Below are 20,160 nucleotides of genomic sequence, written 5' to 3' on the forward strand. Positions count from 1 at the left end.
CGGCTGCGGTCTGACCCACGCACACGCCCTCGTTCCACATCCGTTCATTTCCGTGTTTCACTGAACAGCGAAAGTGAACCCAAGTCTTTGTTTCCACGCAATTCCGGGCGGAAAACATCGCCCGGAACCGCTCTATTCGTTGCCGGCGCGAAGCCGGGTTTCGGCTTTGCCGATGCCAGAAAGCTCAAATCGTGCCGAGTTCGAGCGCGGGGTCCACAGGCTGCGGTCGATCGCTTCGAGCAGTCGTTCGGCAAGCTCGGCAAAGGCGGCCGGGTTCCTGTCGCGCAGGAAGTCCGCCACCCGCTCGTCGACGACGAAAGCCTGATAGGCGGCCTCGAAGTGATGATCGCGGACCGCCCCCGTGGTTGCGGCGAAGGCGAACATGTAGTCGACCGTGGCGGCGATCTCGAAGGCGCCCTTGTAGCCGTGGCGCATGACGCCATCGATCCACTTGGGATTGACGACGCGGGCCCGGACGACACGGCCGATTTCCTCCTCCAGCGAGCGGATGACGGGCTTTTCCGGGCGGGAATGGTCGTTGTGGTAGATCGCCGGCCGGTTGCCACCAAGATGTTCGGCAGCCGCACTCATGCCGCCTTCAAACTGGTAGTAGTCGTCGCTGTCGAGCAGGTCGTGCTCGCGGTTATCCTGATTCTGCACCACGGCTTCGATCGTGCGCAGCCGTTCCTCGAAGAGATCGCGCTCGGCCTTGCCCTCTTCGCCGGCACCATAGGCATAGGCGCCCCAGGTGAGATAAGCCTCGGCGAGATCAGCTTTGCTCTCCCAGCCCTTCTCGTCGATCAGCGCCTGCAGGCCGGCGCCATAGGCCCCGGGCTTGGCGCCGAAGACGCGGTAGGAGGCACGCCGCGCGGCCTCCTGCGCCTCGACTCCTTCCGCCTCCAGCCGCCGAGCCTCGGCGCGCATGCGTGCGGCGATCATGTTGTCGGCATCGTCTTCTTCCAGCGCGCCGACGGCGCGGATCGCCTTGTCGAACAGCGCGATCTGGTCGGGGAAGGCATCGCGGAAGAAGCCGGAGATGCGCAGCGTCACGTCGACGCGCGGCCGGCCGAGCACGGCCAGCGGCACGATCTCGTAGCCCATCACCCGGCGCGAAACCATGTCCCAGGTGGGCCTTGCGCCGATCAGCGCCAGCGCCTGGGCGATATCGTCGCCGCCGGTGCGCATGTTCGCCGTGCCCCAGGCCGTGAGCCCGAAGGAGGATGGCCACTCGCCGTGATCCTGCAGATAGCGGCGGATCAGGAGTTCAGCCGATTTCTTGCCGAGCTCGTAAGCCGCCGGCGTCGGCACCGAGCGGCTGTCGACGGAATAGAAATTGCGGCCGGTCGGCAGCACGTCTGGGCGGCCACGGGTTGGCGCGCCGGAGGGACCGGGTGCGACGAAGCGGCCGTCGAGACCGGTGAGGAAACCCGCCATTTCGGCAGCGCCGGAGTTTGCGATCGAGGGCTTGAGGCGGGTTTCGATTTCGTCGAGCACGGCTTGCGTGTTGGTCCAATCGTCTGGGCAAGACTGCTCGCCCGAAACGAGCTTCGCTGCCAGCAGCTCGATACGCTCGACCGTGTCACCGTTTGTGCGCCAGGGAGCGTCCGAGAGGTCGGCGAGGATCGATGGTGTCGGGCCGGTCCAGGCATCCGACATCACGCAATCGAGCGGGTCGAAGTCCGCCCCAGCATCCGCGGCGATCGCCCGCTGCAGGCTCTGGTCGCCGCCTTCGCCGAGGCCACGTGGGACGCGCGCCAGCGCCACCGTGAGATCGGTCAGCAACCGCCCCTCCGGGGCCACGCCGAAGATGTGCAGGCCGTCGCGGATCTGCATTTCCTTGAGGTCGCAGAGATAGGCGTCGAGCTTTTCCAGCGCCTTGTCGTCACTGTCGCCCTTGTTAATGCCGGCGTCGCTGTCGAGGCCGATGTCGCGCACGAGGTCGAGGATCTGACGGCTGAGCAGACGCAGGCGACGCGGGTCACCGCCGGCGGCATCGTAATACTCGTCGACGAGCGCCTCGAGATCCTTGAGCGGCCCATAGGATTCCGCGCGCGTCAAAGGGGGTGTCAGGTGGTCGATGATAACCGCGCTGGTGCGGCGCTTGGCCTGCGTGCCTTCGCCCGGATCGTTGACGATGAAGGGATAGATGTGCGGCAGCGGCCCGAAGATCGCCTCGGGGTAGCAGGTCTCTGATAGCGCCAGGGCCTTGCCGGGCAGCCATTCGAGATTGCCGTGCTTGCCCATGTGCACGATCGCCTGCGCACTGAACTGCCGGCGGAGGAAGGCATAGAAGGCGAGATAACCGTGCGGCGGCACGAGGTCCGGCGAATGGTAGCTTTCCTTCGGATCGATGTTGTAGCCGCGTGCCGGCTGGATACCGACGACAACTTCGCCGAAGCGGGCGAGCGGCAGCGCGAAACCGCCGTCGAGGAAGAACGGATCGGCTTCCGGCGCACCCCAGCGACCACCGACTTCATCCTGAATCCGTTTCGGAAGCGAATCGAAGAAGATCTTGTAATCGCTGAGCGAAATCCTCTCGCGGATTTCACGGTCGTGGCTTGCGGCATTGGTCGGCCCGGCCATCAGGTAACGCATCAGCGCGTCGCCATCCTCCGGGACTTCGCCCACCGCATAACCTTCTGCCGTCATGGCGTTGAGCACCTCGACGGTACCGGCCGGGGTATCAAGACCGACGCCGTTGCCGAGCCGCCCGTCGCGGTTCGGATAATTGGCCATGACGATGGCGATCCGCCGCTCGGCCGGCTCTGCCCGGCGAAGCTTTGCCCAATTGACGGCAAGGTTCGCGGCAAAGCGCACCCGGTCTTCGAGCGGCTCATGGCCGACAATGTTAGCCTCGACTTTCGCATCGTAAATCGACGCCGCCTTGAAGGAGACGGCGCGCGCGAGAATGCGGCCATCGACCTCCGGCAGGGCGACGTTCATGGCGAGATCGCGCGCCATCAACCCTTGCGGCGATGTTTCCCATTGCGCCCGAGAGGAACCGGAGAAGATCACCTGCAGCACTGGCGCGCCGGTTGATTCCAGCACCGTCGGCTGCCGATCGGCGCCGGGCGAAGAAACGGCAAAGCCGGTGGCGTTCATCACCACGTCGGGTGCGGCCTCGGCGAAGATCGCCTGCAGTGTGCCGACGGAAACGACATCCTTGAGGCTGGAGACAAACACCGGCAGTGCCCGCACGCCTTCCGCGGCAAGCGCCGTGATCAGCGCCTCCACCGGCCGCGTCTCGCCGCTCTGGACGAGGGCGCGGTAGAAGCAGATGGCGACGGTCGGTTCAAATGCCTTCGTCTCCGTCGAACCGCCCGGCGCTGCGTTTGTCGCCTGCCATTCCGAAACCCCGATCACGCCCCTGCCCGGCCACCAGATTCCGGCCTTGAGCAACGGCTTGGCCGGTTGCGGCTTCTCGGCACCGGTGACCAGCGCCTCGGCATAGTCGAGGAACAGGCCGGCGTTGTCGGCGCCGCCTTCGGTGAAATAGGCCCAGAGGCGCTGACGGTCGTCGGCCGCAACCGTGGAAAACGGTTCGAGGCCCGGATCCGGCTTGTCGTCGCCTGGGAGCACCGCGATCTGGAACTGGTGGGTGACGGCGGCGGCGTGCAGGGCTTCCAGCAGATAACGGAAATAGCTGGCGCCACCGAGCGGCCGGACCACGATCAGCTTCGCATGACGCGCCGTGCGCTCGACATAGGTGTCGACCGACATCGGGTGCATCAGGCTCATCAGGCTGGCGATGCGCAGGCTCATGCCGCCATCGCGGCGGCCGTGGGCTGCGGCGATTGAGGAGAGCTCGGTGTCGGCGGCAGACAGAAACAGGATGTCGGCCGGCGTTTGCCCCAGGTCGATCGCTTCGTTGCCGTCGGCGATCGTTCCTTTCTGGGCGAGAAGCAGATGCATGGTCTTGTCCGTTCGGGCAGTTCCGGACGGAAGATGCGTGCTGCGCCTTCCCTCCGGAATTGCGTTATTTCAAAGTATTAGACGAGCGCCGTGATGGCGGCGCGCACCGCCGCTTCGTCCATGTCGTGCAGGCCGATGACGACGAGGCGCGTGCCGCGCTTTTCGCCGGCAGCCCAGGCACGATCGTAATACTGGTCGACGCGGGCGCCGACGGCCTGGATCAAAAGGCGCATCGGCTTGCCGGGCACGTCGGCAAAGCCTTTCAGCCGCAGCACGTCGTGTTCTGCGATCACGCCCTTGAGGCGATCGATGAAGGCGGCCGGATCGGCGATGGCGCCAAGCTCGACGACGAAGCTGTCGAACTCGTCGTGGTCGTGCTCCTCGCCGGCCTCGTGCTCCATCTCGTGATGCGACTTGCGGTTGGCGATATCGCTTTCGGTGCCGACGCCGAGGCCGAGCAGGATGGCGGCGGCAACTTCGCCGTTCTTCGCCTCGATCATCGCCGGCTTGCGGCTGGTGCGCGAGGAGACCTCGTCGCGCACGGCCTTGAGGCCGGAGGCATCGATCAGATCGGTCTTGTTGAGAACGATGAGGTCGGCAGCCGTCAGCTGGTCCTCGAACAGCTCCTCGATCGGGCTTTCGTGGTCGAGATTGTCGTCCTCGACGCGCAGCGCATCGACCTTGTCATGGTCGTCGGCAAAGCGGCCGGCGGCCACGGCGGCGCTGTCGACCACGGTGACGACGCCATCGACGGTCACTTCGCTGCGGATATCCGGCCAGTTGAAGGCGGCGATCAGCGGCTGCGGCAAAGCCAGACCCGAGGTCTCGATGATGATGTGGTCCGGGCGGTTTTCGCGCTCGAGCAGCTTGGTCATGGTCGGGATGAAATCATCGGCAACCGTGCAGCAGATGCAGCCATTGGTAAGCTCGATGATATCGTCCTCGGTGCAGGCCTCCGCGCCGCAGCCCTTGAGCACGTCGCCATCGACGCCGAGATCGCCGAACTCGTTGATGATCAGGGCGATGCGCTTGCCGTCGGCGTTCTGCAGCAGATTGCGGATCATCGTCGTCTTGCCGGCGCCGAGGAAGCCGGTGATGACAGTCGCCGGGATCTTGCCGTGGCTGGTTCTCGCAGTGGTCATTATTCAACCCTTCATTTTCAGCGGCAAACCGGCCGCGATAAAGTAAACTTCAGCGGATTTCTCCGCAACGATCTGGTGAAGCCGGCCGGCATGGTCGCGAAACTCGCGCGCCATGCGGTTCTCGGGCACGATGCCGAGGCCGACCTCGTTGGAAACAAAGACAAGGCGCGCTCGCGCCTCAGGCAGGGAGGCGGCAAGGGCCGCAAACTCCGCCTCGATGTCGCGCTCCTCGAGCATCAGATTGGTGACCCACAGGGTCAGGCAGTCGATCAGCACCACATGATGGGCGTCGTCTATGCGCCGGAGCACGCCGACGAGATCGACAGGCTCCTCATGCGTCGTCCAGCCTTCACCGCGCCTGGTCCGGTGATGGTCGATGCGTTCACGCATTTCATCATCCCAGGCGCGGCCCGTGGCGACATAATGCTTGATGAGACCGGACGCTTCGACAAGCTTCTCGGAAAAAGCGGATTTGCCGGAACGGGCGCCGCCAAGGACCAGAACAGGCCCGGGGCTTTGATTGCTCATCGCTGCCGCCTCAGAACTCAGTGGTCATTGGCATGCGGCAACAGCCGTTCGGCGCGCCGGCGGCGCGTTCGGAAAAATATCTGAAAGCCAAAACAACCTCCGTGATGGCATTGGGAAGCGGGCTTCCCTTCGGGCGGAATGCCCCTGTCGGACGGCAGGTCTCCTGGCTCACGGCGTCACGAGGCCCGTCATCGCCTCGCCCCAAAGGGCGAGGTTCCGATGTCAGGACCCGAGCGGCCCGCCTCACCTTCCCGGCGTTTTTCAAGTTCGTGAAAGGCGGACGATTCGTAGCAGAAGAGGCGTCCAACCCGGCTGATCACGATGCCACGCCAGTGGCTTTTCCGGCTCGATCCCAACCTTGGCGTCGATTGCCCCATGCAATCGCCTGACAAAGCTGAACTTGAGCCCGATGGCGAACCCTGACCGTTCTACAGTCGCGGGGTCGGCTGCGATAAGGATGCCCGGTTTGGGTCCATCCGTCACATTCCCAATTATTCCCCCGTGTCGCCACGACGCGGAGGAACCATCCAACATCCGATGATTAGGAAGCGGGCGTCGCAAAGTCAATCGACGCTTGCGACACCTCCCCGGCCGACTTGCGTCGCGCGACGTTTTGTCGGACGGGGCGGCGCCGGTCTAGACAAATCGGAATCTCGTTCTCACTTGGCCGCGCCAAGCAGGTAGCCTCCGTCCCAGTGCCAGATCTGCTTGTCGTCGACCGTGACCTTGACGATCGCCTGGAATCCGGCAAGCGTCCCGCTGCCGGCATGGAACGCGCAGGTTCCGAGCGGCGGACTGGCCGTGTCGTAGACGACGCAGTAGCCGACCGCCGAGTCTCCGTTCCCGACGGCAATGACCGCCGTGCTGCTGGAGAAAATGGGATTGGCAACCACCGGTCCATAGTAGAGGATTTTTGTGCCCGCCGGGATCGCCGCGAGGTTCGATTCCGTAATGGTGCAGAAGCTCGGGGTATCGCCGGTGAACTGACTGCATTCCTTGGCGATCTTGAGTGGTTGGGTGGCCGGCGCTGCGGACGCCATGGATGTCAGTGCCAGAATGGCACCAGCCGACAGGATCAAGAGTCTGCTCATTGCCTACTCCTTAAAGTTGATTTGTCTATTTAGCTTCTACTGCGTGCTTCCTCCCCAGCAATTCGCTGTCTTGAATCCTCCGGGCAAGGGCTTGCCGTCAGCCTCGCCCCCCGCCGGCCTGCTGCGAGACCGGACCTCGGCGAATGCGGCATGGCGGACGAACATATTTTAGCAATGACGGATGTTGAGATAAACTGCCCACCCGAGGGGCTTCGTTTGTCCGGTAAACACATGGAACGCAGGCTCGCCGCCGTGATGATTGCCGATGTTTGCGGCTATGGATTGCTCACCCAGGCCGACGAAGAGGGTACCTGCGCCCGCTTTCAGACTGATCTGCATGAATTGTTCGAACAAAGGATCGCCGCACATCGTGGTCGCTTGATCAAGACCATGGGCGACGGCCTGCTGGTCGAATTCCATAGCGTCGTCGAGGCCGTGCGATGTGCGGTCGAGGTGCAGCGCGCCAAATCTGAAAGTCGCGGCACGGATACGGGCCGGCTGGAATTCCGCATCGGCATCAATCTTGGCGATGTGATCGTCGAGGGCGACGATATCCAGGGGGATGGCGTCATCATCGCCGAGCGCCTGCAGAACCTCGCCGAGCCCGGCGGCATCGTCATCTCCGGCACCGCCTATGACCAGGTCGAGAAGCATCTCGATGTCGGATTCGTCTTTCTCGGCGAGCAGCGCCTGAAACATGTCGAAAAACCGATTCGGACCTACCGTATCTCGATCGACGAAGCCTACGCCCGAAAGCCTAAAACCAGGGCGCACAGCGGGCGACGCTGGGCCGCCCTGGCAGCGGCATCTGCCCTGACATTCGCCGCCGCCGTCGGTGTCGCCTGGTGGCGCCCTTGGCAGCCGCCTGCCGACGTCCGTCCGCCTCAGGCCGTGGAGCTTGGCGAGGCAGACAAGCCCTCGATCGCGGTGCTTCCGTTTGCCAATGTCAGCGATGACCCCAAGCAGGAATTTTTCGCCAATGGCATGACCGACGGCCTCGTCACCGAACTGGCCCAGATCTCAGGCCTGTTCGTCATCGCCCGCAACTCGACCTTCACCTACAAGGGCAGATCGGTCACAGCCAGGCAGGTGTCGGAGGAGCTCGGCGTCAGATATGTGCTTGAAGGCAGCGTCCAGCGCGCGGGAGAGCAGCTCCGCATCAATGCCCAGCTCATAGATTCCCATGATGGCGGACACGTCTGGGCCGGGAAGTTCGACGGATCGCTCACCGATGCCTTTGCGCTGCAGGACGAAGTGATGCGTGGCATTGCCGAAGCGCTTGCGTTGCGGCTCGATCCTGACCAGCAGATGGCCTTCGGGCGCAAGGAAACGGTCGTTCCGGCCGCCTTCGATGCGTTCCTGCGCGGCTGGGAACATCACCGGCGCACCACGCCCGAAGACTTCGCCAGGGCACTGCCCTACTTCGACCAAGCCATTGCGCTCGATCCCGCCTATGGACGCGCCTATGCCGCCGCAGCCATGGTCTATGCGCGCATCTATTTGTGGCGCTGGCACTATCAGCTGGGCATCACGCGCTTCGAGGCGCGAGCCAAGGCGCGGCAGTTCCTGCGCACGGCGCAGAAACATAGGACGGCCCTCGCCTATCAGGCATCGGCCCTCCTTGCCGAAGCGGATCAGCGGCATGCCGACGCGCTTACAGAACTCAAGGAAGCAATCGCGCTCGAACCCGGTGACTCCTGGAGCTACGCATTGACGGCCTTCGTGCTGACTTCCGCCGGCCGGCCGGAGGAGGCCCTGCCCTATATCCGTACGGCGATCCGCCTCGATCCGCACTCCCCGTCCTTCTTCCACTACGTCCTCGGCCTGACCCAGTTCAGCCTGGAGGATTTCGAGGCGGCAGCGGCGGCGGCGAGAAGCAGCATCGCACTCAACCCCCAGGATGACGGCCCTTTCCTTCTCCTTGCCTCTGCCGCCGGACATCTCGGTCACCGCGCGGAGGCCGAGACGGCAATCGCCCGCTATGACGCGCTTCGCGTCAGCCGTGGCGGAACCGCCGTCTGCATTTCGGAGCATCCACCGCTGGACCTGGCACAGCCGCATGCCAGCGAGAGGTTCTATGAGGGACTGCGCCTGGCGGGCGTGCCCGAAACCGTGCTGAACACCGAAGTCGGCATCCGCAACAGGCTGTCGGCCCACGAAGCCCGTGCGTTGCTTTTCGGGCACCGGCTGCGTGGACGCATGCTGGATTCAGGGGAAGAACACGAAGCCGTCGTTTCGCCCGAGGGCATTGCCACCTTGACGGGAGGCTGGGCCTCGCTTGGCGCCGGGCGGATGAGCAACGTCGAGGTCCGGTTTGAGAAGGATGAAGTTTGCTTCCTCTGGCTGCAGACGACGAACCTTTGTGGGGTGCTGTTGCGAAATCCCGGAGGACTGAGCGCCCGGGAAAACGAATTCTTCTGGTACCACGGCGACAGAGCCTTCACCTTCTCGCAGGTGCGCTAGAGCCTTTGCGCAACAGGCTACCCCACCCGCTCCAGCACGCTGAACTGGAAAGCCTGTGTCGAGTTCCACGGCGTCGTGTGCTGGTGCATTAATTGTTCAACCAGCCGGAACGACGGTCCGATCATCTCGGCCAGTGCCGCAGGGTCGTAGCGCACCACCGGCAGGCCGCTGCAGCGCTCCGGCCCGTCGGGGGCGAAGGTGGCGATGACCGCGTGCCCGCCAAGCGCCACGGCTGCCGTCAACCGCTCGATATAGGCGGCTCTGTCTTCCGGATCGGTCAGGAAATGAAAGGCGGCGCGATCGTGCCAGATGTCGTAGCTTTGATCCGGCTCCCACTCTGTCACATCGGCGGCAATCCACTGCACGTCATCAGCCCGTAACCCAAGCCTCGCCTTGGCCGCCTCAAGTGCCGACGGAGACAGATCGAGCACCGTGACCATCTTCACGCCCTCGTCAAGCAACGCGTCCACCAGCCGCGAGGCGCCACCACCGACATCGATCAGCGACGTCGAAGCAATTGTCGCATGCTTGCGGATCAGCTCGAGCGAAATTGCCGGCGTATCCTCGAACCAGCTGACCCCCGCCTCGCCCTTGGTTTGATAGGCATTGTCCCACTGAGCCTGCCTGTTTTTGTTCTGCATTGAAGCATCCGCTCTGTTCGCGCCCGGCCTCTGCCTTAAAGGAAACAGTCTAGAGCAGAACGGCCAAAACCGCGTGTGGTTTCGACTTGCACGCCCTGCACCGGTTTCGGCGAAAAGGTCGTCTTATCGCCCCAACAGCCCATCCAGCCAGCGCCGGTCAAGCACCGTCTCCAGTTCGTTCGCGACATCGTCGAGCGCCGCATCGACCGACTGGCGATAGTTGCCGGCGCCGCCTTCGATGCCGAAACTTTCGAGCAGTGCCGTGCGATAGGCATCGCTCGAAAACAGACCATGCAGATAGGTGCCCATCACCCGGCCATCCGCGGAAAGCGCGCCGTCCGGACGATTGTCGATGCGGACCGAAGGACGGTCGCAGTCAGCACCTTGCGTCTTGCCCAGATGGATCTCGTAGCCCTCGAGCGCCACGTCGTGCTCCAGCGACCAGGCGCGGCTGTTGCGCACCGTCTTTTCCGGCGCCATTTCGGTTTCAACATCGAGCAGGCCGAGGCCTTCGACCGCACGCTCGCCACCTTCGATGCCGAGCGGATCGGTCACGCGGCGGCCGAGCATCTGGTAGCCGCCGCAAATGCCGATGACCCGGCCGCCGCGGCGCACATGGCGCTCAAGATCGCGGTCCCAGCCCTGCGCCCGGAAATCGATGAGGTCGCCGATGGTCGATTTCGACCCGGGGATGACGACGAGGCCGGCGTCAGCGGGGATCGGGCTTCCCGGCCGGACGAAGACGAGATCGACCTCGGGCTCAGTGGCCAGCGGATCGAGATCGTCGAAGTTGGCGATGCGTGACAGCACGGGGACGGCAACCTTCAGCGCCCGCCCCTCGCCACGTGTCAGCTTCTCCAGAACGACGGAATCTTCGGCCGGCAGCCGTGCCGCCGCCTTCAGCCACGGCACGACGCCGAAACAGGGCCAGCCGGTGTAGCGATTGACGGCGGCAATGCCATCGTCAAACAGCGTGACGTCTCCACGGAACTTGTTGATGAGATAGCCGGTCACCATGCGCCGGTCTTCGTCCGGCAGGATCGCATGGGTGCCGACGAGCGAGGCGATCACCCCGCCGCGATCGATGTCGCCGACAAGCACGACCGGCACGTCGGCGCGTGTCGCAAAACCCATATTGGCGATATCGCCGGCCCGGAGGTTGATTTCCGCCGGCGAGCCGGCGCCTTCCACCACCACGAGATCAGCGCCGGCCGAGATCTGCTCGAAGCTTTCCATCACGGCGCCAAGAAGTTTCGGCTTCAATGCCTGGTATTCCCGCCCCTTGGCCTGCCCCGCCACCTTGCCCTGGACGACGATCTGGCTGCCGACATCGGATTGCGGCTTCAGCAATACCGGGTTCATGTGCACCGACGACGGCACGCGGGCCGCGAGCGCCTGCAGCCATTGCGCGCGGCCGATCTCGCCGCCGTCATCGGAAACGGCGGCGTTGTTCGACATGTTCTGCGGCTTGAACGGCCGGACCCTCAAGCCCTGATTGGAAGCGAGCCGGCAGAGCCCCGCCACCAGTACCGATTTTCCGACATCCGAGCCGGTTCCCTGCAACATGATCCTGCGTGTCATGGGACAACCGGTAACACTGAAACGGTCAGCGGCAAAGGTCTGTTTCGACACGATTTCGCCGCAATTGAGCGAGGCTTCTCACGCATTGTTTCGACCTTTCGCAAGGCTTGTCGAAAATGCCGCGGCTGGTAGCCAAAATGCGACATGGCGTGGCGAGTTTGGTATTCAGTTTTTCGCAGTGCACACCTATATCAGCGCCATAGCAACAAGCCCGGAGCAAAGGCCTCCGGCCTCTCAAGGTTTACGTCCATGCTGTACATCTTCAGCAAGCCCAATTTCGTCCAGATCGCCTGGAACTCCAAGGTTCCGTCCAGCCAGTCGCGCGTGCGCAACCTCGTCGTCGACGCGCCCTTCGGCCCGCTCGGCGTCATCCGTACGTCGAACGTCGGCTAAGTCTGCGATCGGGGCGGAATGCCCCTTCGAGCTCTCCTCCCAGAGCCTCTCCACCGCCCCCATCCGGGGCGGTTTTTTTATGGCGACGACGAATGGCACCGAAACGCCGAGTGCCGCAGTGGCTCGCCGTTTTCCGCAACCGGTCTGCTCAGGATAGGACAAACCCATGCGATGGGGTCGACCATCGGTAGGGCAACTGCGTCTCTCCAACGCTCCCGCCAACGCCTGCACGGTCGACGGCCGGAAAGCCTCATTCAGGTGAAGTTGCCGATCGGGGTACGGCAACTCGCTGAAGTGCACCCTCAGGCTGGAGAGCGTTCCGACTGCGTCAGCGTCCAGGAGGCGGCTTAAGCCGACGGCGTCAGCGGCAAAGATAGCTACCAGTCTCCGCTCCATCGAGACCCCCTCCCGAATTGCGGCAACGAGAGTGCGATAAAAGGCTTGGATGCGGCCCGAAAGAGCGGGCGGCGTTGTTGGCGGATGCCCTGAAATGCGAAGGCCGCATCAACCTCGAAACGAGGGATGCGGCCGCCAAAAAAACGCCTGGTCACTTCGGGGTAACGCACCGAAGGTTCGCGTGAGATCCGGGACGCACAACCTGATCCGGATCTGCGGCAGTCCCCCGCCGCGAGAAGAACAATTAGCCGGACATCGTTACCGGATGGTTATTGAGGATTTAACCAAAGATGAATTTCGGCTTTTTTTGAATTTTTTTCGCGACATGCGTGGCAATCGCCGTGGCGCAATCACGACAGGAAACTTCAGGATCTCGACAGGGATCCGAGCGACGTGGCGCATAGCGCCATTTTTTGCGGCAGGAATTGTCGTTATTGCTTAAATTCGGCCTTTCTGATGCTCGAAAAACGCGCGCCGAAGATGTCGCAGACAGAATGCGCGCCGCGCGGCGGCGACCCGACCTTCCGATTGAAGAGGTTGATTTCTCAACAAGAATACTTAGGCTTGGCTGGCGGTATAAGAGGAGATTGGCTGGCGACAGGGTTCCGCGGCCAGGGCTGAAAACGAACTCCCGCACCGTCCGCAGCAAGGGTGAACCTTGGCTTGTTTGATGCCGAAACCCAGGCTGCATAGTTGCTCCGGGCGACGGAGGATGCTCGGCATCCGCCGGAGGTTCCCGTTTGGATATTGGCTGCAAATAAAGACTGGGAGGTCTTGCAACATGAAGAAACTCCTCGCTTCCACCATTCTCGCCGCGGGCCTCTACGCTCTGGCGGGTTCCGCGCAGGCTGCGGAATGCGGTGAAGTCAGCATTGCCGAAATGAACTGGGCTTCCGCCGGCGTTGCCGCCCAGGTGGACAAGTTCATTCTCGAAAACGGTTACGGCTGCACCGTGACGCTGGTCACCGGCGACACCATGCCGACCTTCGCTTCGATGAACGAGAAGGCGCAGCCCGACATGGCGCCGGAACTCTGGGTCAACGCGGTGCGCACGCCGCTCGACGCAGCGATCAAGGAAGGCCGACTGATCGAAGCGGCCAAGATCCTGAGCGAAGGCGGTGTCGAGGGATGGTGGATCCCGAAATTCCTCGCCGACGCGCATCCGGACATCAAGACGGTGCAGGACGCGCTGAAGCACCCGGAACTCTTCCCGGCACCGGAAGACTCGAGCAAGGCTGCGGTTCACAACTGCCCGTCCGGCTGGAACTGCCAGGTCTCGACCGCCAATCTCTACAAGGCGCTGAACGCGGAGAAGGACGGCTTCCTTTTGGTTGATACCGGCTCGGCCGCCGGCCTCGACGGCTCGATCGCCAACGCCTTTGAAAAGAAGACCGGCTGGCTCGGTTACTACTGGGCACCGACCGCCATCCTCGGCAAATACGAGATGACCCGCCTCTCCTTCGGCGTCGATCACGACAAGGCCGACTGGGATGCCTGCACCGCCGTTCCGGATTGCCCGAACCCGAAGGTCAACTCCTATCCGGTCTCCGACGTCTACACGGTCGTGACCAAGTCCTTCGCCGACAAGGCGAGTGTTGCCATGGACTACGTCAAGGCACGCAAGTGGGACAACGGCACGGTCAACAAGGTTCTCGCCTGGATGGACCAGAACCAGGGCACCAACGAGGATGGTGCCAAGCACTTCCTCGCCGAGTTCCCGGACATGTGGACACAGTGGGTGAGCCCGGAAGTGGCCGAGAAGGTCAAGGCCGCACTCTGATTGAGCGGATGGCAGGCGGTGATTCAAGATCGCCGCCTGCCAGCTCCGGTCGGCTTGTGCCGGAGTACGAACAAGAAGGCAGCCTCGTGGCGGTTGCGCCTGGCGTCTATCGTTCAAGAGGCGGCGAACCGTGGCCCTGAGCGTCGCAATCAGTAAAGCGGACGCCACATTTCGCTGACACAGTTTACGTGCCGGGGCCCGAAGAGGTCACCCAAATGTGCGCCGTCCTCGACACGATCGATGACGAGACGCAGCCGGCTTCATAAAACTTCCGGCCAAGAAGGGGAAACATATGGCATCCATCTGCAGTGTCTTGCCAGCTTTGCTCTGCAAGTTCCCTGCCATTGACGAGAGCACGATCCGCTTGGCGCGCAAGGCCGTCGACGATAGCTTCAAGGGTTTCGTTCGATCGTACGGTAACGCCATCGACACGGTGGTCCAGCCGCTTCAATGGTTTTTGAATTACCTGGAGAGTCTGTTCGTCAGCTCGCCCTGGGTCGTCATCCTGGCTTTGATGATCGCGGTCGTCTATTTCAGCAGCCGCAACATCAACGTCACCATCGGAACCGCGCTGTCGATGATCGCCATCGGGCTCGTCGGCCTCTGGAACGACACGATGATCACGCTTGCGATGGTCACCGTCTGTACGTTGATATCGATCCTGATCGGCATTCCGATCGGCATCCTGATGGCGCGCTCGGACCGGGTGCAGGCTTTCGTCAATCCGATCCTCGACGTCATGCAGACGATGCCGAGCTTCGTGTACCTGATCCCAGTCGTCATGATCTTCGGCATCGGCAAGGTGCCCGGCCTCATCGCCGTCGTCATTTACGCCGTTCCGCCGATGATCCGTCTTACCAATCTCGGCATCCGCCTCGTCGACAAGGAAGTGCTGGAAGCGGCCGACGCCTTCGGCTCGTCCACCTGGCAGAAACTGAAGAACGTGCAGATGCCGCTGGCGCTGCCGACCATCATGGCCGGCATCAACCAGACCATCATGATGTCGCTGGCGATGGTGGTGGTCGCGTCGATGATCGGCGTCGGCGGCCTCGGCAAGAACGTTCTGCAGGCGATCGCCAACCAGTTCTTCACCGTCGGCTTCCTCAACGGCTTTGCCCTTGTCGGCATCGCCATCATTTTCGACCGTACCAGCCAGGCTTTCGGCAAGCGGCTGCAAAAGCACTCGGAGGTTATCCATGGCTAGTCACGCGATCGAGGTGAAGAACCTCTACAAGATCTTCGGACCCCGCGGCGGCGACTTTGTCGACGCCGTCAAGAAGGGCATGGGCAAGGCCGAGCTCAACGAGAAGCACGGCCACGTGCTCGGCCTGCAGGACATCAACATCTCCATGCCCCCCGGTGGCGTCATGGTGGTCATGGGTCTTTCCGGCTCCGGCAAGTCGACGCTCATCCGCCACATCAACCGGCTGATCGACCCGACCTCGGGCGAAGTGCTCTATGACGGCGTCGACGTCTGCAAGATGAACGACGCCGCGCTCAGGGAATTCCGCCGCCACAAGACGGCGATGGTCTTCCAGAAGTTCGCGCTGCTGCCGCACCGCACCGTGCTCGACAACACCGTCTACGGCCTCGAGATCCAGGGCGTGGAGCCCAAGGAGAGCGAGAAGCGCGCGCGTGGCTGGATCGAGCGTGTCGGCTTGAAGGGCTTTGAGAACCACTATCCGAACCAGCTTTCGGGCGGCATGCAGCAGCGCGTCGGCCTTGCCCGCGCGCTCACCAACGATGCCGACATCCTGTTGATGGACGAAGCCTATTCGGCGCTCGATCCGCTGATCCGCGTCGACATGCAGACCGTGCTTCTCGACCTGCAGAAGGAACTGAAGAAGACCGTCGTCTTCATTACCCACGACCTCGACGAGGCACTGCGCCTCGGCGACAAGATCGCCATCCTGCGCGATGGCCGCGTGGTGCAGCAGGGCACCGGCCAGGAGATCGTGCTGTCGCCTGCCGACGACTACATCACCGCCTTCGTCAAGGAAGTGAACCGTGGCCGGGTGATCAATGTCGAGACGATCATGCGACCGCTCTCAGGGAACGCCGAAGGCGTGCCGCTCGTGAGCGGTACGGTCCTGGAAGCGGCAGCCCGCACCATGACCGCCGCCCGCGTCGCAAGCGCTCATGTGGTCGATGCGAATGGCCGCCCGATCGGCGCCCTCGACCTGTCCTCCGTCATCGCCGCCATGGTGACGCCGGTAAGCCATGAGGATCGCGCAGCCGCGTAATCAAAAGGGCAATCGAGGAGGTCCGTCCTCATCGGCGCGGTCAAGGAAATAGCCCCTCATCCGCCTGCCCGCACCTTCTCCCCGTTCTGACGGGGAGAAGGGACTCGTGGCGGCATCTGCAATCCCCCGCAAGACTTTATGAATAGCCAGCCCAAAATCCGGCCGCCCGCAGCAGTCCTCGTCCCCTCGCCCCGTCTGCGGGGAGAGGGTTAGGGTGAGGGCAGGCTCAGAGGATACAGTCAGGCGATCAGTTCGTCGTGGTGGTCGCCGTCGCCGCAGCGACCGGCTCGGCAACGCTTGCGGCGCTCGCGTCCTGCTTCGGCGGCAGGAACTTGTCGAGCAGGCCGATCATCTCGTCGTCACGCGCTTGCGCTGTCTTGCCGCCCATGACGACGGCGACGAGCCGGGTGCCACCGCGCTTGGCCGACGTGACGAGGTTGTAGCCGGACGCGTCGGTATAGCCGGTCTTGATGCCGTCGACGCCTTCGTAGCGCTTCATCACGCCGTTGTGGCCGCGCAGCTTCATGCCGCGAAACTCGATCGTCTTGTTGGCGAAAAGCTGGAACTCGGTCGGAAAGTCGCGCATCAGCGCGAGGCCCAGCGTCGCCATGTCGCGCGCCGTCGTCACCTGGACCGGGTCCGGCAGACCGTTGGCGTTCTTGAACACCGTGCGGCTCATGCCGAGCGCCTTGGCCTTCTGCGTCATCATCTCGCCGAAAGCGGGCTCGTTGCCGGCAAGCGTCTCGCCGATGACGACCGCCGCGTCATTGGCGGAAAGCACGACCATGCCCATGACGGCTTCGCGCACGGTGATCTGGCGACCGGCGCCGACGGCCAGCTTGAACGGCTCGAGGCCGTTGGCATGTTCGGAAACCGTCAGCTTCTGATCCCACTTGAGCGTGCCGTTCTTCAGCGCTTCGAAAGCGAGATAGATCGTCATCATCTTCGTCAGCGAGGCCGGAAAGTTCAGCTCGTCGGCATTCTCGGCTTCGAGGATCGAGCCGGTCTCGGCATTGACGACAAAATGCGCCTGCCCGGCTGCGGCATAGGATGCGCTGCCAAGGAGCAGGCTCAGGGAGACCGCGGTGGACGCGACCAAACGGTATAGGGACTGCATATCGTGTTTTCTCGTTTCGACGCTCTCGAACGATCTCGGGAGGAGGATCGTGATCGCATAATGGAAGACATGCCGCAGATTACGGCAACGGCCCGGTTTTCGCGGCCGACACACCCCCGTCTTTTTACGGGCGGGAGCGCCAGGCGGCAAGCACCTGCGGCAATCGGCGCGCATTTATCGACGCCTGGGACATAAAGGACACGGGAGCCGGCGGAGGGTGAAGCGCCCACGCCTCGCCTGCCGGTTTCACCGAGACTTAACCTCATTGCGCCAAGGTGACATCGCATCCCTGCCCGGCCAGTGCCCGCACGGTCACCGGACGGGGCCCGCAATCGACGCCGCCCGGGATCGCGGCAAACTTGCTCAACCCGTTTCGGCACGCCATGCACTCGAACCCAGCCACGGCAAACCTATCCACCGCGCGTCAGCGGGTGCCTGCCGCCTTCGATGCCGGACTGGCGGAGCTCGTGAATGGCCTTGCCGCACTGCTCTCGGGCCTTGGCCTGTTTCTCATCGTCTTCACGCTGATCCCGTTTCAGGGCGCAGTAACCACGGACCCCAACGCCGCCAACGAAGGCAACATCATCAACCAGGTCGGCTACCTGGTACTCGGCGCGATCTATCTGTTCGCCATGTTCCTTACCGTCGACCGGCGGATATTGACGCGCCTCGTCTCGCCAAGCTGGATCGCGATCTTCGCGATCGCTTATCTCTCGTGCCTGCAATCCTATGACCCTGCCGCATCTGCCCGCGGCCTGACGCTGAGCCTGATCGCGATGATCATGGTGGCGGGCGTGCTGGTGCTGCCGAGGAGCGAACGGGATTTCGTCAATGCCGGCGCCAACGCCATCCTGCTTCTGATCCTGATCGACTATGCCGCGCTCTTCGTGGCCCCGGATCGCGCCATCCATTCCGCCTTCGGCGACGAGCCCTGGCACGCGGGTTTCTGGCGCGGACATCTGCTGCACAAGAACGTCTCGGCGCCGGTCTTTTCCATCCTCTGCATGTTCGGCATCTATTGCCTGCGCGCGGGAGCGCCGCTGCGAGGTTGGGCGATCACGCTTCTTGCCGCCAATTTCGTGCTTCATACCGGCTCGAAGACGACGATCGGCTTTCTGCCGATTGCGATCGGTCTGGTCTTTGCCGGGCGCGCCGTGCGCAGCCCCGGCCTGATGATCCTTGCCCATCTGGCCATGTCGGTTCTGGTCTTCGGCCTGACCCTCGGCAGCATCTATTTCGACACGCTGCTGTCCATTACCAAGGCGCTGATCGACGATCCGACATTTACCGGCCGCGACGACATCTGGAAATTCGCCAGTGCCAGCATCGCCGAACGCCCCTGGCTCGGCCAAGGCTATGCCAGCTTCTGGCTGTCGCCGGTGATCATGGGCATGGAAGCGAATTTCGAGGCGAGCTGGGACGTGCGCGGCATCGTCACCGGCCACAACAGCTACCTCGACGCGGTGCTGATGTTCGGCGTGCCGGGCGGCATCCTGATGACGGCCCTGCTCTTCATCAAGCCGCTCTTCGACTATAGGCGGGCCTATCGCCGCCCGCAGGCGCGCATCTTTGCCGACTTCTGCGTGATGGTGGTGATCTTCATGACCTATAACGCCATGCTCGAAAGCTTCTTCCTCAACCGCGCCGACCCGATGTGGCTGCTGACCGCGCTTGTCGTCTTCGGGCTCGGGCTTGCGGGTCGCATGGGCATGCGCGCACAAGCAACAACCTCCCGCCGCTGAACCCTTGCCAAGACATAAAGATATCTTTATATCTTGCTGCACTCTATTCTAGCCGGGAAAAACCGATGACAGCAGCATCCAATGTCCTCTCCGCTCTGCTTGCCGAAAAAGGCATCCTTCTCGCCGATGGCGCCACGGGCACCTCGCTCTTCGCCATGGGCCTGGAAGCCGGCGAAGCGCCGGAACTCTGGAACGAGAGCAAGCCGGACAACATCACCAAGCTGCACCAGGATTTCGTCGACGCCGGCGCCGACATCATCCTCACCAACACCTTCGGCGGCACCCGCCATCGCCTGAAGCTGCATCAGGCGGACGACCGCGTGCATGCGCTGAACAAGCGCGCCGCCGAGATCGCCCGCGCCGTTGCCGACAAGGCACCGCGCAAGGTCATCACCGCGGGCTCGGTCGGTCCGACCGGCGAACTGCTGATCCCGCTTGGCGCGCTTTCCTATGAGAATGCGGTTGCCGCCTTCGTCGAGCAGATCGAGGGCCTGAAGGCCGGCGGCGCCGAAGTCGCCTGGATCGAGACCATGTCCTCGCCCGACGAAATCCGCGCAGCAGCCGAAGCTGCCGCCAAGGTCGGCCTTCCCTACGTCTACACCGGCTCCTTCGACACCGCCGGCAAGACGATGATGGGCCTGCATCCGAAGGATATCCACGGTGTTGCCAGTGATCTCGGCAACGGCCCGGTTGCCGTTGGCGCCAATTGCGGCGTCGGCGCTTCCGACATCCTTTCCTCGCTGCTCGACATGACCGAAGCCGCCCCCGAGGCGACCGTCATCGTCAAGGGCAATTGCGGCATTCCGGAATTCCGCGGCTCGGAGATCCACTATTCCGGCACGCCGCCGCTGATGGCCGAATATGTTCGGCTTGCGGCCGATGCCGGCGCCAGGATCATCGGCGGCTGCTGCGGCACCACCTGTGGCCACCTCGCCGCCATGCGCGTGGCGCTGGACGAACACGTGCGCCGCGAGCGCCCGACCCTGGATCTGATCATCGAGAAGATCGGTCCCTTGCGCAACAAGACGGCCAACGAAACGGCAGCCGCGCCGACCCGCGAGCGCCGCAGCCGCCGCGCCTGACGCAGCGATAACAGACCGACAAGAAAACGCCCCGGCATCCTATGATCCG

The 20,160-nt window shown here is 63.3% G+C and carries 14 protein-coding genes; 7 read left to right on the forward strand and 7 right to left on the reverse strand.

Translation table 11 applies throughout. From position 1 onward, the window contains the following. Positions 1-132: 132 nt before the first annotated feature. The 4 genes from cobN to PWG15_RS09275 all read right to left on the reverse strand — a co-directional run bounded on the left by cobN (position 133) and on the right by PWG15_RS09275 (position 6,673). The gene (cobN, locus tag PWG15_RS09260; RefSeq protein ID WP_275024129.1) at positions 133-3,912 is read right to left on the reverse strand and encodes a cobaltochelatase subunit CobN; all 3,780 of its coding nucleotides are present in this window, start codon (positions 3,910-3,912) and stop codon (positions 133-135) included. A 77-nt stretch (positions 3,913-3,989) separates the two neighbouring features. Beyond that, positions 3,990-5,054 carry a cobalamin biosynthesis protein CobW gene (cobW, locus tag PWG15_RS09265; protein ID WP_275024130.1) on the reverse strand — a complete coding sequence of 355 codons (1,065 nt, stop codon included), beginning with the start codon at positions 5,052-5,054 and terminating at the stop codon, positions 3,990-3,992. 3 nt (positions 5,055-5,057) lie between these two features. Next, complete coding sequence (gene cobU, locus PWG15_RS09270; protein ID WP_275024131.1) at positions 5,058-5,582, reverse strand: bifunctional adenosylcobinamide kinase/adenosylcobinamide-phosphate guanylyltransferase; 525 nt, start codon at positions 5,580-5,582, stop codon at positions 5,058-5,060. A gap of 659 nt (positions 5,583-6,241) precedes the next feature. After that, positions 6,242-6,673: a hypothetical protein gene (locus PWG15_RS09275; RefSeq protein WP_275024132.1), complete on the reverse strand. Its 432-nt coding sequence runs from the start codon at positions 6,671-6,673 to the stop codon at positions 6,242-6,244. Between the two features lie 231 nt (positions 6,674-6,904). On the opposite strand from PWG15_RS09275, the gene PWG15_RS09280 reads away from it, so the two are divergent. Beyond that, positions 6,905-9,136 carry an adenylate/guanylate cyclase domain-containing protein gene (locus PWG15_RS09280; RefSeq protein ID WP_275024133.1) on the forward strand — a complete coding sequence of 744 codons (2,232 nt, stop codon included), beginning with the start codon at positions 6,905-6,907 and terminating at the stop codon, positions 9,134-9,136. A gap of 17 nt (positions 9,137-9,153) precedes the next feature. Here PWG15_RS09280 and PWG15_RS09285 read toward each other — a convergent pair whose 3' ends face one another. Together PWG15_RS09285 and PWG15_RS09290 are read right to left on the reverse strand one after the other, a co-directional pair. Further along, positions 9,154-9,777 carry a class I SAM-dependent methyltransferase gene (locus tag PWG15_RS09285; RefSeq protein WP_275024134.1) on the reverse strand — a complete coding sequence of 208 codons (624 nt, stop codon included), beginning with the start codon at positions 9,775-9,777 and terminating at the stop codon, positions 9,154-9,156. A gap of 123 nt (positions 9,778-9,900) precedes the next feature. Then, positions 9,901-11,358 carry a cobyric acid synthase gene (locus PWG15_RS09290; RefSeq protein ID WP_275024135.1) on the reverse strand — a complete coding sequence of 486 codons (1,458 nt, stop codon included), beginning with the start codon at positions 11,356-11,358 and terminating at the stop codon, positions 9,901-9,903. A gap of 249 nt (positions 11,359-11,607) precedes the next feature. Between PWG15_RS09290 and PWG15_RS09295 the strand changes: the two genes are divergently transcribed. The 4 genes from PWG15_RS09295 to PWG15_RS09310 all read left to right on the forward strand — a co-directional run bounded on the left by PWG15_RS09295 (position 11,608) and on the right by PWG15_RS09310 (position 16,170). Next, positions 11,608-11,751, forward strand: a complete 144-nt coding sequence (locus PWG15_RS09295) for a hypothetical protein (protein ID WP_089044242.1) — start codon at positions 11,608-11,610, stop codon at positions 11,749-11,751. A gap of 1,177 nt (positions 11,752-12,928) precedes the next feature. Then, positions 12,929-13,927 carry an ABC transporter substrate-binding protein gene (locus PWG15_RS09300; RefSeq protein WP_275024136.1) on the forward strand — a complete coding sequence of 333 codons (999 nt, stop codon included), beginning with the start codon at positions 12,929-12,931 and terminating at the stop codon, positions 13,925-13,927. 292 nt (positions 13,928-14,219) lie between these two features. After that, on the forward strand, positions 14,220-15,131 hold the full coding sequence (locus PWG15_RS09305; protein ID WP_275024137.1) for an ABC transporter permease: 912 nt from the start codon (positions 14,220-14,222) through the stop codon (positions 15,129-15,131). After that, the gene (locus PWG15_RS09310; RefSeq protein WP_275024138.1) at positions 15,124-16,170 is read left to right on the forward strand and encodes a quaternary amine ABC transporter ATP-binding protein; all 1,047 of its coding nucleotides are present in this window, start codon (positions 15,124-15,126) and stop codon (positions 16,168-16,170) included. Before PWG15_RS09305 ends, PWG15_RS09310 begins: the two co-directional genes overlap by 8 nt. Before the next feature lie 247 nt (positions 16,171-16,417). Here the strand turns inward: PWG15_RS09310 and PWG15_RS09315 are convergent, their stop codons facing one another. Next, positions 16,418-17,287 (reverse strand): D-alanyl-D-alanine carboxypeptidase family protein, encoded by an 870-nt coding sequence (locus PWG15_RS09315; protein ID WP_275024139.1) that lies wholly within the window; start codon positions 17,285-17,287, stop codon positions 16,418-16,420. A 383-nt stretch (positions 17,288-17,670) separates the two neighbouring features. On the opposite strand from PWG15_RS09315, the gene PWG15_RS09320 reads away from it, so the two are divergent. Together PWG15_RS09320 and bmt are read left to right on the forward strand one after the other, a co-directional pair. Continuing rightward, complete coding sequence (locus tag PWG15_RS09320) at positions 17,671-19,029, forward strand: O-antigen ligase family protein (protein ID WP_275024140.1); 1,359 nt, start codon at positions 17,671-17,673, stop codon at positions 19,027-19,029. 65 nt (positions 19,030-19,094) lie between these two features. Continuing rightward, the gene (bmt, locus tag PWG15_RS09325) at positions 19,095-20,111 is read left to right on the forward strand and encodes a betaine--homocysteine S-methyltransferase (protein ID WP_275024141.1); all 1,017 of its coding nucleotides are present in this window, start codon (positions 19,095-19,097) and stop codon (positions 20,109-20,111) included. Positions 20,112-20,160 lie beyond the last annotated feature (49 nt).

Origin of the sequence: Ensifer adhaerens (genome assembly GCF_028993555.1) — a bacterium.
In the GTDB taxonomy this organism is placed as follows: Bacteria; Pseudomonadota; Alphaproteobacteria; order Rhizobiales; family Rhizobiaceae; genus Ensifer; species Ensifer adhaerens_I.